16 protein-coding genes are annotated in these 16,417 nt (G+C 72.6%); 6 read left to right on the top strand and 10 right to left on the bottom strand.

The annotated features are described in order from the left end of the window. Positions 1 to 15 precede the first annotated feature (15 nt). Entirely contained in the window at positions 16 to 1,035 is a 1,020-nt protein-coding gene (locus BMY19_RS07675; protein ID WP_100251347.1) for an NADP-dependent oxidoreductase, read from the top strand. Between the two features lie 168 nt (positions 1,036 to 1,203). After that, a complete protein-coding gene (gene ssb, locus BMY19_RS07670) occupies positions 1,204 to 1,776 on the top strand; it encodes a single-stranded DNA-binding protein (RefSeq protein ID WP_100251346.1) in 573 nt (190 codons plus the stop codon). Between the two features lie 193 nt (positions 1,777 to 1,969). On the opposite strand, the gene BMY19_RS07665 is transcribed toward ssb, so the two are convergent. The 7 genes from BMY19_RS07665 to xth form a co-directional block, all read right to left on the bottom strand. Continuing rightward, positions 1,970 to 2,437: a hypothetical protein gene (locus tag BMY19_RS07665; protein ID WP_091679723.1), complete on the bottom strand. Its 468-nt coding sequence runs from the start codon at positions 2,435 to 2,437 to the stop codon at positions 1,970 to 1,972. Positions 2,438 to 2,639: 202 nt separating this feature from the next. After that, the gene (locus BMY19_RS07660; RefSeq protein ID WP_091679725.1) at positions 2,640 to 2,951 is read right to left on the bottom strand and encodes a GCG_CRPN prefix-to-repeats domain-containing protein; all 312 of its coding nucleotides are present in this window, start codon (positions 2,949 to 2,951) and stop codon (positions 2,640 to 2,642) included. Between the two features lie 139 nt (positions 2,952 to 3,090). After that, on the bottom strand, positions 3,091 to 3,405 hold the full coding sequence (locus BMY19_RS07655) for a hypothetical protein (protein WP_100251345.1): 315 nt from the start codon (positions 3,403 to 3,405) through the stop codon (positions 3,091 to 3,093). A gap of 101 nt (positions 3,406 to 3,506) precedes the next feature. Further along, positions 3,507 to 3,791 carry a hypothetical protein gene (locus BMY19_RS07650; protein ID WP_244534861.1) on the bottom strand — a complete coding sequence of 95 codons (285 nt, stop codon included), beginning with the start codon at positions 3,789 to 3,791 and terminating at the stop codon, positions 3,507 to 3,509. Between the two features lie 98 nt (positions 3,792 to 3,889). Continuing rightward, positions 3,890 to 4,672, bottom strand: coding sequence for an SDR family NAD(P)-dependent oxidoreductase (locus BMY19_RS07645; RefSeq protein WP_026604859.1), 783 nt, complete (start codon positions 4,670 to 4,672; stop codon positions 3,890 to 3,892). A 315-nt stretch (positions 4,673 to 4,987) separates the two neighbouring features. Beyond that, complete coding sequence (locus tag BMY19_RS07640; protein WP_100251343.1) at positions 4,988 to 5,866, bottom strand: SDR family oxidoreductase; 879 nt, start codon at positions 5,864 to 5,866, stop codon at positions 4,988 to 4,990. 268 nt (positions 5,867 to 6,134) lie between these two features. After that, complete coding sequence (xth, locus tag BMY19_RS07635) at positions 6,135 to 6,944, bottom strand: exodeoxyribonuclease III (protein ID WP_091679731.1); 810 nt, start codon at positions 6,942 to 6,944, stop codon at positions 6,135 to 6,137. 160 nt (positions 6,945 to 7,104) lie between these two features. Here xth and BMY19_RS07630 point away from each other — a divergent pair, with 160 nt between their 5' ends. After that, a complete protein-coding gene (locus BMY19_RS07630; RefSeq protein WP_020092734.1) occupies positions 7,105 to 7,839 on the top strand; it encodes a lysophospholipid acyltransferase family protein in 735 nt (244 codons plus the stop codon). A gap of 12 nt (positions 7,840 to 7,851) precedes the next feature. Here the strand turns inward: BMY19_RS07630 and BMY19_RS07625 are convergent, their stop codons facing one another. Then, positions 7,852 to 8,760: a LolA family protein gene (locus BMY19_RS07625; RefSeq protein WP_020092735.1), complete on the bottom strand. Its 909-nt coding sequence runs from the start codon at positions 8,758 to 8,760 to the stop codon at positions 7,852 to 7,854. 267 nt (positions 8,761 to 9,027) lie between these two features. Continuing rightward, positions 9,028 to 12,369, bottom strand: a complete 3,342-nt coding sequence (locus BMY19_RS07620; RefSeq protein WP_100251342.1) for a DNA translocase FtsK — start codon at positions 12,367 to 12,369, stop codon at positions 9,028 to 9,030. A gap of 485 nt (positions 12,370 to 12,854) precedes the next feature. On the opposite strand from BMY19_RS07620, the gene BMY19_RS07615 reads away from it, so the two are divergent. From BMY19_RS07615 to BMY19_RS07605, 3 genes are all read left to right on the top strand, one after another. After that, entirely contained in the window at positions 12,855 to 14,918 is a 2,064-nt protein-coding gene (locus tag BMY19_RS07615) for an NAD(+) synthase (RefSeq protein ID WP_100251341.1), read from the top strand. Positions 14,919 to 15,033: 115 nt separating this feature from the next. Beyond that, the gene (locus BMY19_RS07610; protein ID WP_020092738.1) at positions 15,034 to 15,264 is read left to right on the top strand and encodes a hypothetical protein; all 231 of its coding nucleotides are present in this window, start codon (positions 15,034 to 15,036) and stop codon (positions 15,262 to 15,264) included. A 272-nt stretch (positions 15,265 to 15,536) separates the two neighbouring features. Next, positions 15,537 to 15,947 carry a PilZ domain-containing protein gene (locus BMY19_RS07605; RefSeq protein WP_020092739.1) on the top strand — a complete coding sequence of 137 codons (411 nt, stop codon included), beginning with the start codon at positions 15,537 to 15,539 and terminating at the stop codon, positions 15,945 to 15,947. Positions 15,948 to 15,963: 16 nt separating this feature from the next. On the opposite strand, the gene BMY19_RS07600 is transcribed toward BMY19_RS07605, so the two are convergent. Then, positions 15,964 to 16,401 carry an HIT family protein gene (locus BMY19_RS07600; protein WP_091679740.1) on the bottom strand — a complete coding sequence of 146 codons (438 nt, stop codon included), beginning with the start codon at positions 16,399 to 16,401 and terminating at the stop codon, positions 15,964 to 15,966. Positions 16,402 to 16,417 lie beyond the last annotated feature (16 nt).

Here is a 16,417-nt window from a genome sequence, read left to right as displayed (position 1 = left end):
GTCCCGGAGTCCGGAATGACCACCGCCATGAACCGCCGCATCGTCCTGGCCTCGCGCCCGCACGGCGAGCCGCGGCCCGAGAATTTCCGCCTGGAGGAGGTGCCGGTGCCGCAGCCCGGACCCGGCCAGGTCCTCCTGCGCACCCGCTGGCTGTCGCTGGACCCCTACATGCGCGGCCGGATGAGCGACGCAAAATCCTACGCGGCGCCCGTCGAGATCGGCGCGCCGATCACCGCTGAGACGGTGGGCGAGGTGGTCGCCTCCAACCACCCGGATCACGCCGTGGGCGACCTGCTGACAGCCTTCGCGGGCTGGCAGGAGTACTTCGTCACCGACGCCAAGGGCTCGCGCAAGGTCGACCCCGATGCCGCCCCGCCCTCCACGGCGCTGGGCGTGCTCGGGATGCCGGGCATGACCGCCTATACCGGCCTCCTCAACATCGGCCGGCCGAAATTCGGCGAGACCGTCGTGGTGGCCGCCGCCGCTGGCCCCGTGGGCTCCCTGGTCGGCCAGATCGCCAAGATCCACGGCGCCCGCGCCGTCGGGATCGCGGGCGGCCCCGAGAAGTGCCGCTACCTCACCGAGGAGCTCGGCTTCGACGCCGCGATCGACCATCGCGGATCCGACCTGCCGGGCGCGCTGGCGGCCGCCTGCCCGAAGGGCATCGACGTGTACTTCGAGAATGTCGGCGGCGCGGTCTTCGCCGCCGTGCTGCCGCTGCTCAACCCGTTCGCGCGGATCCCGGTCTGCGGCCTCGTCTCCGCCTACAACGCCACCGAGGTGCCCCCCGGCCCGGACCGCCTGCCCGGCCTGATGCGCGCGGTCCTGACCAACCGGCTGCACATCCAGGGCTTCATCGTGTGGGACTTCGCCGAGCAGGCGGACACGTTCCGCAAGGAGGTCGCCGGCTGGATCCAGGACGGGCGCGTCCGCTACCGCGAGGACGTGGTCGAGGGGCTGGAGAACGCCCCGGACGCGTTCATCGGCCTGTTGAAAGGTCGGAATTTCGGCAAGCTCGTCGTCCGCGTCGCCTGAGAGCGGCTTGCTGCCCAAACGGAACGGATATAGAACAAATCGATCCGTCGGCGCTGCGGAAAGCGGGCACAAGCCCGCCCCGCCGGTTGCCGCTCCGGAGGCCCGGGCGCATGGTTCGCGCGCCGCCGGGCAGATGCCCTGTGAGATCCGTACGACTAGGAGAGAGCGATGGCGGGCAGCGTCAACAAGGTGATTCTGGTGGGCAATCTCGGGCGCGATCCCGAGATGCGCCGCCTCGGTTCGGGCGACCCGGTCTGCAACCTGCGGCTCGCGACGTCGGAGTCGTGGAAGGACAAGGCGACCGGCGAGCGCAAGGAGAAGACCGAGTGGCACTCGGTCGTGATCTACAACGACAACCTCGCCCGGGTGGCCGAGCAGTACCTGCGCAAGGGCTCGAAGGTCTACATCGAGGGCCAGCTCCAGACCCGGAAGTGGACCGACAATTCCGGCGTCGAGAAGTACACGACCGAGGTGGTGCTCCAGCGCTTCCGCGGCGAGATGACGATCCTCGACGGGCGCGGCGGCGGGGGCGGCGACTTCGCCGGCGAGGACGAGGGCGGCGGCCAGATCAGCCGCGGCGGCGACTTCGGCGGTGGCCGGGGTGGTGATCGCGGCGGCGATTTCGGCGGCGGTCGGGCCCAGGGCGGCGAGCGGCGGCCGGCTCCGGCCTCCTCGGGTGGCGGCGGCGGTGGCGGTGGCAGCCGCGGCGGCTACGACCTCGACGACGACATCCCCTTCTAGGACCGCCCGCGATACGGAAGCCCTGTACCGTCACCCGAGTCGGCCTGCCCGACCCGGGTGACGCGGACATCTGGGCTGCGTCAGCGCAGCCGTTTCAAGGCAGCATCCCGGGACCGCGCGGCGGTGCCCGGGATCCAGATCCGCCGGCGCAGGTCTCGGGCCGCCCGCCTTCGGCGCCCCGGAGCGCCGCCGCTCAGCCCTTGAGCTGCCGGTTGCAGGCCGAGTAGTAGCCGCCGCCCTTCTCGATCCACTTCATGCCGCCCAGCGTGCCGGCAGCCTTCGCGGCGTTGTAGCTGTCGAGGCAGGTGTGCATCCGGGCCTTGCCGGCCGATTCCTTGGCGTATTTCGGATCGACGGCGCGGGGGAACGTGGCCGACGCCGCGGCGGCGGACGTCGTCCCGGCGCGCGGGGCGGCCGGCGGCGCGGCCGGAGCGGTCGTCGCGGTCGGCGAGACAGGGTTCGGCGCGGTCGTCGGGGCGTTGTCGGCCGCCGCACCGCACTCGGCCTTGCGGAAGTCGTTCCACTTCTGGCCGTTGAGCGTGCCGGCCTGCTTGGCGGCCTGATACTTGACCGAGCAATCCTTCGCGGAGAGCGCGGCGGCCGGCGCGGCGCCGGCCACGAGGCCGGCGATCATCAGGGATGCAAATACATAGCGACTCATGACGAAGAATCTCCGGGACACTATGTTGCGTCCCGAAAGAGATTAATACGGCTCTATGCCGTCGTGAATATGGGTTTGTCCGTTCCAGGGGGACAACACGGTGGCCGAGCACTGACCCGGCACCGGCCGGTCGCGGATCCGGATCGCGCGCGGCGGGCCGAGCTCTGGACGCGGCGACCCGAACTCGGGTCGCCGACGCGGATCACCAGCCGCCGTAGGACCGGCGCGGGCCCTCGTAGCCGCCGTAGCCGCCGTAGCCGCGGTCGTAGCCGCCGTAGCCGGGCCGGCCGCCGTAGGGTCCCCGCGGTCCGCCCCAGCCCCAGCCGCGATCGTTCGGTCGGCAATGGCCCCAGGGATTGGGATGGAAGCCCGGACCGCAGCCTCCGGCCACGCGCTCGATCACCGATCCGGCGTCGGGCGGCCCGTAGCCGAACGGCGCCGCGTTGGCCGTCGTGGCGGTCGCGAGAGCCGCGGCGGCCACCGCGACGAGGCCGATCACCTTGGCGCGCATCATGACACGATCTCCTGAACCTGCGGCCCGGACGCGCCGGGCCGATGACAGGAGGATGCGCCGTCCGCTGTGAACCCGGACAGGCTCGGGCATTCATCGAGCCGACACTCTCGGCCGGCCGGGCTTCCGCGCGGCGGGTCGGTCAGGCTGCCTGGAGCTGGATCGGCGCCGGCGCGGGCGCCCGCGAGCGCGCGAAGAGGTCGGCGCCGACCGTTTCGCCCGCAGCCCTGACCAGCGTGGCCTCGTCGCAGGAGCGCGCGACCTTCAGGCCGAGCGCCTCGAGCCGCGCGTGCTCGGCGCAGTAGGCGGCGATCCGGGCGCGGCCGTAGGCCGGCATCGGCGCGAGCAGCCGGTCGCGCTCCGCGTCGTCGGCGCGGAACAGGGCCGAGATCAGCTCGATCGGAACCGGATACCGCGCCAGGGCGCTCGGGTGGGGTCGGTTGCCGTCGCGCGCCATGGGTGCCTCTCCGCTTCGCTGTGCGGTGGAAGGTTCGGCAACCATAGTTAACGATCAGTTGTGATCGCGGCGGGAGCCCCGGTGAACCGCCCCGCGGCGCCTCAGCGGCGGGGCGGGCTCACCCAGGTTCCGCCGGCGGCGCGATCCGACTCCGGCGCCGCGAACGGGGGTCGCGCGTCCGCCCAGCGGGCGACCGGGCCCGCGGCCGGCGCGATCGAGCCCGTCGTCTCGGGGTCGGTCCAGACGGGGGCGCCCGCGGCGACCAGCGCGGGTGACGCGGACGGATCCGGCAGGTTCCGCTCGTAGCCGGCGACGACCGCCGCGAGGGCGATCGCCACGAGGAGGAACGCTAGACCGTCGACGATCATGGAGCCGAGTCTCGGCATGGTGCCCGCGCCTGTTGACCAAGCCTCCGGGCTACGGCGGCAGGGTTAACGAACCCTGTCCGAACCCTGTCCGAACTCGGCGGATCGGGCCGACGCGTTCAGATGTTGCGCGCGCCGCGCAGCGTCTTGAGGCCGATTCCCGTCGACTCGAAGCCGCCGTCGACGGCGAGCTGCTGACCGGTGATGTAGGAGGCGCGCTCCGAGCAGAGGAACACGATCGCCTCCGCGAGCTCCGTCTCCAGCCCGTAACGGCCGAGCGGGACGGCGTCGTGGTAATCCGCCCGGATCTCGGGGCTGTGCACCGCCTTGGCCATCGCGGTGTCCACCGGACCGGGGGCGACGGCGTTCACGCGGATCCCGTACTGCGCCAGCTCGGCGGCCTGCTGCTTGGTGAGCTGCGCGAGCCCCGCCTTGCTGGTGCCGTAGGCGGTGCGGAGCGTCGAGGCGCGCAGGCCCGAGATCGAGGTGATGTTCACGATAGCGCCGCCGCGCTCGGACAGGAGCGGGACGGCCGCCTGCGTGCACAGGAACGGGCCGGACAAGTTGACGGCGAGCACCCGCGACCAGTCGGCGAAGGTGGTCTCGGTCAGCGGCTTGAAGATCGCGATGCCGGCATTGTTGACCAGGGCGTCGAGGCGGCCGAACCGGTCGGCGACCTGCTGGATCGCCGCCGCCACCGCCTCGGGGTCGGAGACGTCGGCCGTCACCGCGAGCGTGGCTTCCGGACGGCCGAGCCGCTCGGCCGCCGCCGCCGCGCCCGGGCCGTCGATGTCGAGAAGGGCGACGTTCCAGCCGTCGGCGAGGAAGCGGGTCGCGGTGGCGAGGCCGATGCCGCGGGCGGCCCCCGTCACCAGCGCGGTCCGGGCCTGGGCGTCGCTCATGGTCGTCTCCGTCGGGATCGGCGGCGCCCGGATGGCGCGGGTCAGCGTTCGGGTCCGCGGCGGTGCCATCACCGCGCGCCGGACCCGGGCGGCCTTCCGGGCCGTCCCGCCGTTGTGAACCGATCCGCCCGCAACGTCTGATGGATCGCGCGCGCGCCGTCGAGGGTCTGCCCGAACATCCGCCCGGCGATGACCCGCGTCAGCGAAGCGACCCGGGAGCGCCACGCCCGGCGGATGTCCCGCGGGTCCGGGTCGCGTCGCTGCGCTCGAGACGACGGCGTGGTGCCGCCGCAAAGAGCGGCGACGGATGCGGGATCAGAGCATCGGCATCCCGCCGGTGACCGGCACTAGCGCCCCGGACATGTAGCTGCCCTCGCGGGAGGCGAGCAGCACGTAGGCCGGGGCCAGCTCCGCGGGCTGGCCGGCGCGGCCGAGCGGCGTCTGCGCACCGAGCTGCTCGATCTGATCGGGGTTCTTCACGATCGGCTGGATCGGCGTCCAGACCGGCCCGGGGGCGACGCAGTTCACCCGGATGCCCTGCGGCGCCAGCAGGTTCGACAGGCCGATGGTCAGGCTCGCGATCGCGCCCTTGGTGGCGGCGTAGATCAGCATGCTGGGGTCGGCGACCTTGGCCTGCACGCTGGTGCTGTTCACGATCGCGCCGCCCGGCTTCATGTGTGGCACCGCCGCCTGGGTGAGGTAGTACATGGCGAAGACGTTGGCGCGGAACGAGCCCTCGATGTCGGACGCCGCCAGATCGTCGAGGCCCTCGTTCACCACCTGGGCGGCGGCGTTGTTCACGAGGATGTCGAGGCGCCCGAAGGCCGCGACGGTGCGCCCCACGAGATCCCGGCACCGGGCCTCGTCGCGGATGTCGCCGGGGAGCAGCAGGCAGCGGCGGCCGGCCTTCTCGACCCAGGCCTTCGTGTCCTCAGCATCCTCCTGCTCGACCTCGAGATAGGAGATCGCCACGTCGGCGCCCTCGCGGGCGTAGGCGATGGCCACCGCCCGGCCGATGCCGGAATCGCCGCCGGTGATCAGCGCCGCCTGACCCGTGAGCAGGCCTTTGCCGACGTAGCTCTCCTCGCCGTGGTCGGGGCGCGGCGTCATCTTCGTGGTGAGGCCCGGGCGGGTCTGCTGCTGGTCACCGGGGAACGGCGGCCGGGGGCCGGCCTCGCGCGGGTCCTGGGTCATCGGGTGCGGCTCCTCGGCTTGGGACCCGCAGGATCTAGGGCCGTCGCCGCGGCCACCGCCTGCGCCCGGGGGTCACAGGCGGTGGCCGCGACCGGGCCGTCTCAGAAGGCCCGGTTGCGGTTGGCGTGCGGGCCGCCGTAGCGGCGACGGAGGTAGGACACGACCTTGGGAAGCAGAAAAGCGATCAGGATCTTGCGCATCGGGGCTCGCTCACGTCACGGGTTCGTGAGCGGGCAATGCTCGGACCGCGCCGCAGTTCCGCGCCCGGTCACAGCTCCAGCGTGAGGGTCACCGGGGCGTGGTCGGAGGGGCGCTCCCAGGCGCGGGCCTCGCGCAGCACCTCGACCTTGCGGACGGTCCCGGCGAGGTCGGGCGACACCCAGGCGTGGTCCAGGCGCCGCCCCTTGTTGGCGGCCGACCAGTCGGGGGAGCGGTAGCTCCACCACGTGTAGATCTTCTCCGGCTCCGGGGTGAGGTGGCGCGCCGCGTCGATCCAGCCCGCCTCCCCGCGCAGCACCTCCAGCGCCTCGGTCTCCACCGGCGTGTGGCTGACCACGTCGAGGAGCTGCTTGTGCGACCAGACGTCGTGCTCCAGGGGCGCGACGTTGAGGTCGCCCACGAGGATCGCCGGCCCGGAGACGCGCCTGCCGCCCCAGGCGCGCAGTTCGGACAGGAAGTCGAGCTTGTGGGCGAATTTCGGGTTCAGGTCGCGGTCCGGCACGTCGCCGCCGGCCGGGACGTAGAAATCGTGCAGCACGATGCCCGAGGCCGCCCCGGCCTCCGGCCCCAGCACCGCCGAGATGTGGCGGGCGTCCTGACGCTCGCAGAAGCCCATCACGGCGCGGGTGTGCAGGGGGAAGCGGGAGAGGATCGCGACGCCGTTGTAGCCCTTCTGGCCGGCGAACATCACGTGCTCGTAGCCCGAACCGCGCAGGGCCTTCAGCGGGAAGGCGTCGTCCGGGCACTTGGTCTCCTGGAGGCAGAGCACGTCCGGCCTGTGCTCGGCGAGGAAGCGCAGCACGAGGTCGATGCGCAGGCGCACCGAGTTGATGTTCCAGGTGGTGACGGTGAATTGCACGGGCGGCGCGGGGGTTCTGACGGCGTTGCGCTCCGATAGCCGATTTCGCGGCCCGCGACAGTCCGCTCACCGCCCGCCCGGCGAAAGGCCGTGCGCGCCCGGCCGGCAGGCGCTATGTCCGGGCCCTGCCCTGTACCCGGGCCCCTCGTCGAGGCCCGCCATGGCGCACGCCCGCTCGCTCCTGTTCGCCGTCTACTGGGCCGCCTGGACAACCCTGTTCCTCGCGCCGCTGGCGATCTTCCTCCTGTCCGGATCGCCCCAGCGGCCGATCCGCAGGGCGACGCGGCTCTGGGCGCGCGGGATCCTGGGCGGGCTCAGGCGCATCGTGGGGCTGCGCTACGTCGAGGAGGGCCGCCAGCACCTGCCGGACGAGCCCTGCCTGATCGTCGCCAACCACCAGTCGACCTGGGAGACGCTGGCCTTCCTGGTCCTGGTGCCGGACGTGGCGATCGTCGCGAAGCGGGAGCTGCTGGCGATCCCGGTGGTCGGCTGGTTCCTCCGGCGCTCGCCGATGATCGTCATCGACCGGGCCAAGGGCACCCAGGCCCTGCGCACCATGATCGACGGCGGTCGGGAGGCGGTCGCGGCGGGGCGGTCGGTCCTGATCTTCCCCGAGGGTACCCGCGGCGCGATCGGCGAGCCGCTCCGCTTCAAGCGCGGCGTCGAGCTGCTCTACGGCCGTCTCGGCCTGCCGGTGGTGCCGGTGGCGCTCAATTCCGGCCTGTTCTGGCCCGGGGGCGCGGCGACCCGGTCCGGCACGGTGGTGGTGAGCTACCTCGCGGCCCTGGCCCCCGGCCTGTCGACCGCGGAGTTCCTGCACGGGACGGAGGGCGCGATCGATCGGGAGTTGAACCGGTGGCGGCCCGGCGCCGCGGCCGGGCTCGGCGCCCCCTGAGGGGCGACCCCGTCACTTCTGCGATTGCTGGATCTGCTGCTGCATCGCCTTGTCCTCGGACCGTCCGTAATTGATGAAGAACAGGCTGCCGTCGACGCTCTTGCCCTTCTGCAGGTTCGAGAGCGTCACCGTGGTGACGTAGCCCTGCGGGTCGGTGATCCGCCACTGCGACAGGGTCTTCATCTCGGCGTCGAAGAACAGCTGGATCTTCGAGGTGCCGCCGAGGGTGGCGCGGTCCTCCAGGCTGATGCGGACGCTGCCTGGATCGCTCGCCACGTCGGTGACGGTGAGGTCGCGGGCGAGGTCGATCTTCTCGCGCAGGAGGAATTTCAGCGGCGTCTGTGCGATGAAGTAGAGGTCCTGGGTGTTCAGCTTGCGGTCGCGCACCGCCACCGAGGTCCCGTCGGCGACCACCTCTAGCGGCGAGGGCTGGTCGTAGTCGAAGCGCAGGCGGCCGGGCTTGACGAGCGTCAGCTTGCCGCCGATCCGGCGGCCGTCGGCGCCGATCTGCACGAAATTGCCCGTCAGGGTGTTGATGCCGTTGAAGTAGGCGTTGGCCTGCGCCAGCAGCGCGGCGGGATCGGCCGAGTCGGCGGTGACGATCGCCGTCGGCGCGCCCACCGCCGCGACCTTCGGCTCGGGCGCCTTGTGGTCCGCCTTGTCGGCGGCCTTGTCGCCGCCCTTGCCGGACTTGGCCGTGCCGGGCTTCGTCTCCTTGCTCGCCTCCTTGGCCTTGGGCGCGGCCTTCTTGGCCGGCGCGGGGGCCGCCGGGGCGGCCTCCGGCTGCGGGGCGGGCTCCTCCTTGTGGCCGAACAGGCTGTCGATGAAGGCGCCGACCTGCGCGTGGGCCGGGTTGGCTGTCGCGAGCCACAGCCCGGCGGCGATCACGGAGCCGGCTGTGCGGGTGCGGCGGCCGATCATCGGCAGAGTCTCCTGAGGAGCCGCGGGCAAGCTCCGGCGGCGAAACAGAGGTGGGCGGGCCGCTGCGGACGCCTTGCCGTCCCCTCGTCTTCGCGAGCGGAGCGAGGCAATCCAGGTGCGCCACGATACCGGAGGTCGCGCTACTCTGGGTTGCTTCGCTCCGCTCGCAGAGACGGGGCGGGTTTCGCAGCCCCCTTTTAGAACCTCGCCCTGTGGCGAAGATGCGACGTCCGGGCCGCCCCGTGGCGAGGCGGCCCGGACAGCGTCTCACTCGTCGTCGTACATCCCGGCCGAGCTGTGCGTCGCCCCGGCGACCAGGATCTCGCGCTTGCCGGCGTGGTTGGCCGGGCCGACGATGCCCTCGATCTCCATCCGCTCCATGATGGAGGCGGCGCGGTTGTAGCCGATCTGCAGCCGGCGCTGGATGTAGCTCGTCGACGCCTTCTGGTCGCGCAGCACCACCTCGATCGCCTGCTTGTAGAGGTCGTCGGAGTCGCCGCCGCTCGCCGCCGCGAAGGCGCCGATGTCGAAGACGGGGGCCTCCTCCTCGGGCTCGTCGGACCGCTCGGCCTTGTCGGCCGCGGCCGCCTTGCCCCGGCCGGACCGGCCGCCCTCCTTGGCGGGCTCCTCGGGCGAATCGTCGGCGGTGACGGCGTCGAGGTAGCTGGGACGGCCCTGGCGCTTGAGGTGGGCGACCACGCTCTCGACCTCGCTGTCCGAGCAGAACGGCCCGTGCACCCGCGTCGTGCGCCCGCCCCCGGCCATGAACAGCATGTCGCCCTGGCCCAGAAGCTGCTCGGCGCCCATCTCGCCCAGGATCGTGCGGCTGTCGATCTTGCTCGTCACCTGGAAGCTGATCCGGGTCGGGAAGTTCGCCTTGATCGTCCCGGTGATCACGTCCACCGACGGGCGCTGGGTGGCCATGATCAGGTGAATGCCCGCCGCGCGCGCCATCTGCGCCAGGCGCTGGATCGCCCCCTCGATGTCCTTGCCGGCCACCATCATCAGGTCGGCCATCTCGTCGACCACGATCACGATGTACGGCAGCGGCGCCAGATCCATCGCCTCGTCCTCGTACACGGCCTCGCCGGTGTGGCGATCGAAGCCGGTCTGGACCGTGCGCGTGATGGTCTCGCCCTTATCGCGGGCCTCCTTCATGCGGGCGTTGTAGCCGTCGATGTTGCGCACCGCGATCTTGGCCATCTTCTTGTAGCGCTCCTCCATCTCGCGCACGGCCCACTTGAGGGCGATGACCGCCTTCTTGGGGTCGATGACGACCGGGGAGAGCAGGTGCGGGATGCCGTCGTAGACCGACAGCTCCAGCATCTTCGGGTCGACCATGATCAGGCGGCACTCCTCGGGCTTGAGCCGGTAGAGCAGCGACAGGATCATGGTGTTGATCGCCACCGACTTGCCCGAGCCGGTCGTGCCGGCGACCAGGAGGTGCGGCATGCGCGCGAGGTCGGCGATGATCGGCTCGCCGCCGATGTTCTTGCCCAGGCACAGCGCCAGCTTGTGCTTGCTCTCGGCGAAGTCGGCCGACGAGAGCAGCTCGCGCAGGAACACGGTCTCGCGGGTCTCGTTCGGCAGCTCGATGCCGATGACGTTCCGGCCGGGCACGACCGCGACGCGGGCCGAGACCGCCGACATCGACCGGGCGATGTCGTCCGACAGGCCGATCACGCGGCTGGACTTGGTGCCGGGCGCGGGCTCGAGTTCGTAGAGGGTGACGACCGGGCCCGGCCGCACCGCCAGGATGTCGCCGCGCACGCCGAAATCCTGGACCGTCTGCTGCAGGTTGAGGGCGTTCTGCTCCAGCACGTCGGCGTCGACCTCCTCGCTGCCGCCGGGGGCCGGCAGGGCGAGCAGTTCGAGGGACGGCAGCTCGTAATCGGCGTTCTCGATCGGCGCGATCTCGAGGTGGCGGCCGGCCGGGATCAGGTGTGCCCGCGGCGCCACCAGGGGGACCGACGCCGGCGCGGGGGCCGGCAGGGCCGCGACCTCGATCGCCTCGACGGCAGCGGCGACCGGCTCGGCCTCAGCCTCGATCTCCGCCTCGATCTCCGTCTCGACCGGCTCCGGCTGCGGCGCCAGCTTGCCGCGGAGCAGGACCGGGCGCGGCGTCATCGGGATCACAACGCGCTCCGCCTCGGCGCGCGCGGCGACCGGCGCGGCAACGACCGGCGCGGCAACGACCGGGGCGGGACCGGCTTCGGGCACGGCCGGGGGTGCTGGCGGGACGGCGGTCGGCTGGCCGGCCGCGCGAATCGCAGCCCGGGCCGCCATGGCGCTGAGAGCCGGCGCGCGGCGGGGCGCCTCGGACGCGGGGGCGGCCGGAGGCTCGGCCGCGGCGCTGCCGGGGCCGAAGACCAGCGACAGGCCGGACGCGGCCGGCGGCGCGACGGGCGGCAGGAAGGCGCTCCGGATCGAGGCGGCCTCGTCCATCCGCTGGCCGGTCTCCGTCCCGTTATCCTGCCCGTCGGCGGGACGCGGCGGCTGGTCGAACCGGACGAGCCGGTCGAGCACGTAGACCGGCCGCGGCGGCAGCGACCGCAGGTGCGAGATGTCGAGGGGCATGGAGACGAAGCGCTCGTCGGACGCCGCCGGCGCCGAGACGGCGGCCGGGGTCGGCGCGACCTCGGCGGGCTGCGCCTCCAGGGCCGACCAGGCATCGACGGACGACCAGTCGCCGCCGTCGAACCAGGGCTGGACCTCGGACCAGTCCGGCAGGTCCGACCAGTCGCGGGCCGGGGCCTCGGCGACCGTCTCGACCGGCGCGGCGGCGACCAACGCGGCCGCGACCGGGGCGATCGCCGCCGTGGAGGCGGCCAGCTCGACCGCGGGCCGGACCGGGCGGCGGTCCGGCGTGCGGAAGAAGCGGACGCCCGGCGGCGCGACGAAGGGCTGGCGCCACAGCGGCACCGGCTCCGCGTCCGGCGCGGCGGCTTCGGGCAGGGCCGGCACGGCTGCGGCGCGCTCGGCCGCCTCGGCCGCGATCCGCGCGCGCTCGACCCGCTCCTGCTCGGCCTCTTCGCGGGCGGCCCGCTCGGTCTCCAGGGCGAGGGCAGCGGCCTGCGCCTCGGCACGGGCGCGCTCCAGGGCGACGCGCTCGGCCTCGAGGGCGCGCTGGCGGCGCTCCTGCAGAACCGAATCAGGGGTGCGGGTGTAGCGGACCGCCGAGGGCGCGGCCGGCGCCGGCGCGGCGGCCGGCGTCGCGACGTGGTCGGTCACTTGGTGGGCCACATGGCCGGCCGCATGGCCCGCGAGCGGAGCCGCGGCCGGCGCGTAGTCGGGGGCGATGGCGGCGGGGCGGCGCGGCTGGCGCACCAGCACGCCCGGCGAGGAGGCGCTGCGGTCGATCCGGCTCTCGAAGATCGGGGATTCCAGGGCGTCGAGGCTCGCCCGGTCGTCGAAGACCTGGGCCGGCCAGTGCGGCTCGGGCGCCGCGGCGCGCGGGGCGCGCTCGGAGCCCTCGCGGCCGACCATCGCGCCCGGCGGGGTGAGCCAGCTCGGCTCGGCCCGGCGCCCGGGCGCGCCGTAGGACGGGCGGGCGGGCAGGCCCGCGGGAGAGCCGGAGAGGCGGCGGGTGAGGCTCGCGCGGAGCGCCATCAGCCGGTGCGCCAGGGCTCCCAGGGAGAGGCCCGAGCGGTCGCCGCCGCGAACAGGGCGGGCGGGGTCACGGTGGGAGTACGGAGGCCGTCCCGATGCGCGCATGGGTTCTCAGACGATACTCGAAACAGGGATCCGCCGACGCGCGGCGGCTGTTCCTGAGTTAGGCCATTCGTCGTTAATGGAGGCTTGCCGTCGGCCGCGGTGCGGAAACCATGCGGGACGATCGGCCCGGCGCTCCGGCAGGGCCCCGCATCGCCGCGGCCGGGCCGTCACGGCCACCGGCGACCGATTCGAACGCGGAATCTCGAGGTAACGACGCCCTATGGATTGGAAATCGCGATCTGGGCCCCGTCCCGGTCCGCCGCAGCGCAGTCTCTCGCGATGACGTCGGGAACCGGCCAGGGCGCGAACAGGCTCCGCGCCGCCCCCCGCCCGCGTCCGCTATAGTAACCCGCAGCCACCCCTCACCCAGACAGGTGCCCGTGTCTCCAGCCACCTCCGAATCGCCGGCCCGCTTCCGCTCCCTCTACCGCCACGGCTTCGCCCGGGTCGCGGCCTGCACCGGCCGGAGCCATCCGGCCGAGCCCGAGCGCAACGCCGACGTCGTCCTCGACCTCGCCCGGACCTGCCACGATTTGGGCGCGGTGCTGGCGGTCTTCACCGAGCTCGGCCTCTCGGCCTACGCGATCGAGGACCTGCTGCTCCAGCAGACCCTGCTCGACGCGGTCGAGGTCGCTGCCGCCCGCGTGATCGCCGACTCGGCCCGTCTCCGGCCGCTGCTGATCGTCGGCGCGCCCCTGCGCTGGCGGCACCGCGTCTACAATTGCGCGCTCGCCATCCAGGGCGGCCGCCTGCTCGGCGTCGTCCCGAAGACCTTCCTGCCGAACTACCGGGAGTTCTACGAGAAGCGCCACTTCGCCTCCGGCGCCGGGATCGTCGGCGAGACCGTCCGGGTCGCCGGTCAGGACGCGCCGTTCGGCACCGACCTGCTGTTCCCGGCCGAGGACCTGCCGGGCCTCGTGGTCGGGGTGGAGATCTGCGAGGACCTGTGGGTGCCCGAGCCCCCCGGCATGCGCGCCGCGCTCGCCGGCGCCACCGTGCTGGCGAACCTCTCGGGCAGCCCGATCACGGTGGGCCGTGCCGAGTCGCGGGCGCTCCTGTCCCGGGCGGCCTCGATGCGGGGCGCCTGCGCGTACGTCTACGCGGCGGCCGGCCAGGGCGAATCGACCACCGACCTGTCCTGGGACGGCCAGACCAGCGTCGACGAGCTCGGCGTGCGCCTCGCCGAGGGCGAGCGCTTCCCCGAGAAGCCGGTGACGACGCTGGCCGACATCGACCTCGACCTGATCGCCCAGGAGCGCCTGCAGGCGGGCAGCTTCGACGACGACGCGCGCGGCCGCGCCCTGCCCTATCGCCGGGTGCCGTTCCGGCTCAACCCGCCCGAGGCCGATCTCGGCCTGATCCGGCGGATCGAGCGGTTCCCGTTCGTGCCGGCCGACCCGTCGCGCCTCGCGCAGGATTGCTACGAGGCCTACAACATCCAGGTCGCCGGCCTCGCCAAGCGCCTGGAGGCCACCGGCACCCGCAAGGCCGTCATCGGCGTCTCGGGCGGCCTCGATTCGACCCACGCGCTGATCGTGATCGCCAAGGCGTTCGACCGCCTGGGATACCCGCGCTCGGACATCCTGGCCTACACGCTGCCGGGGTTCGCCACCTCGAACGCCACCAAGACCAACGCCCACGCGCTCATGAAGGCGCTGGGCTGCTCGGCCGCCGAGATCGACATCCGCCCGGCCGCCAAGCAGATGCTCGCCGACATGGACCACCCCTTCGCCAAGGGCGAGGCGGTCTACGACGTGACCTTCGAGAACGTGCAGGCGGGCCTGCGCACCGACTACCTGTTCCGGCTGGCGAACCACGCCGGCGGCATCGTGGTCGGCACCGGCGACCTCTCCGAGCTGGCGCTCGGCTGGTGCACCTACGGCGTCGGCGACCAGATGAGCCACTACGCGGTCAATGCCGGCGTGCCCAAGACGCTGATCCAGCACCTGATCCGCTGGGTGATCGGCAACGGCGAGGTCGGCCCGGACGAGGCCCGCACCCTCCAGGCTGTCCTCGACACCGAGATCTCCCCCGAGCTGGTGCCGGTGGATCAGGACGACAGCCCGCAGAGCACGGAGGGCACGATCGGCCCCTACGCGCTGCAGGATTTCAACCTGTTCTACACGCTCCGCTACGGGTTCCGGCCCTCGAAGATCGCCTTCCTGGCGCTCCACGCCTGGGGCGACAGGGAGCGCGGCACCTGGGCGCCGGACTTCCCGGAGAGCAAGCGGGTCGCCTACGACCTCCCGGAGATCCGCCGCTGGCTCGGCGTCTTCCTGAGCCGCTACTTCGGCTTCAGCCAGTTCAAGCGCTCGGCGCTCCCGAACGGGCCGAAGGTCTCGGCGGGGGGCTCGCTGTCGCCCCGGGGGGACTGGCGCGCGCCCTCCGACGGGTCGGCGCGGATCTGGATCGACGAGTTGAACCGAAACGTCCCTGAAACTTGACCGTCACAAACTCGACCGATTGTGCCATTATGAGCACGGTCAAGCCGATTCTTCGCAATGCGAAATCTTGTATTGGGAAAATTGGCTTCGAGGGCGGCCAGGCGGAGGACTTCGGATGCGAAGCTACAACCTGTTCCAGCTCAAAGGCGAGGAGGGCCTCTGCTGCGCGGTGCCGGAGGCCAGCACGGTCCCGCCCTTCATCGGCGCGGGTCGCTGGACCTTCGGCGGCAAGCTGGGCGACGGCGGCCGGCAGCCCCTCGACTTCGACGGGCGGGCCGCCGACACCGCGGTGCGCTTCAACGGCTTCTACCTGTTCCAGACCGTGGACCGGCGCTTCATCGCCTGAGCGGGCCCCGTCCGTCACGGCGAGCAGGACGGCGTCGGGACGATCGGCGCGGTCCTGCCGGGTCGCCGCTCCGGCCACGGAACGACGAACCGAAGTCGTCGCGCGTAAATCGGACCGGCCCGGGGCGCCGACTCGCTCTTCCGGAGCCTTGGCGGCAGCTCGTTACCGGTATCGAGCCCTATAGCGGGCCTCGACTCGGCGATCGCGACCAAGATTCCTTAAGGGCTCGCGTGCAGGTTTCGCGGAACCGTCAGCTGTCCGGAGCCGCCCGCATGTCGGAGCATCGCAGAGAGGCGCGCCAGAGGGTCTTCCTCAAGGGCCGCATCGTCTTCAACAACGGGTCGTCGAGCCTCGACTGCCTGGTGCGCGACATGTCCCCCACCGGCGCGCGCCTCGTGATGAGCGAGGCCACCACGCTTCCGGACGCGTTCGATCTCTACATCCCGCAGAAGGACCGGACCTACCGGGCCACCCTGCGCTGGCGCCGGGAGGACGGCATCGGCGTGACCTTCGAGGCGCCGGCCCGGGCCGGCACCGCGCCCGCTTCGCCCGATCCGGCCGCGACGGACGCCTCCGTGACCCTGCTGCTGAAGCGCATCAGCGAGCTCGAGACCGAGAACGCCGCCCTGCGCCGGCTGCTCGCCAGCATGGCCCAGTCGGGCGACTCGGCGAGCGCGGCCTGATCGTAAGGCCTGGGCGTCAGGCCTGTGCCTCGAGCGCCGCGCGGATGCGGGCGGCGTGCTCGGCGAGGACCCCGTTATCGGCCATCCCGCCCTCGTGGCGCTTCAGCGGCACGCCCTCGCGCCGCGGGATGACGTGGACGTGCAGGTGGAAGACGGTCTGGCCGCCGGCCGGCTCGTTGAACTGGAACACGGTCAGACCCTCGGCCCGGAACGCCGCCTTCACGGCGCGGGCGACCTTCTGGACGCTCGCCATCAGGGCGCCGAGCGAGTCCGGGTCGGCGTCGAGCAGGCCCCGGGCCGGCGCCTTCGGGATCACCAGCGTGTGGCCCTCGCCCTGGGGCATCACGTCCATGAAGGCCAGGGTGTGGGCGTCCTCGTAGACGCGGTGGCAGGGGATCTCGCCCCGCAGGATCTTGGCGAAGATGTTGTCGGGATCGTAGCGGGCATCGGCCATGCTGCCTCCGGGACTC

The organism is Methylobacterium sp. UNC300MFChir4.1 (assembly GCF_900110155.1).
Classification (GTDB): domain Bacteria; phylum Pseudomonadota; class Alphaproteobacteria; order Rhizobiales; family Beijerinckiaceae; genus Methylobacterium.
Note: the sequence above shows the minus strand (reverse complement) of the source record. Positions and strands in the feature narration are given on the sequence as shown.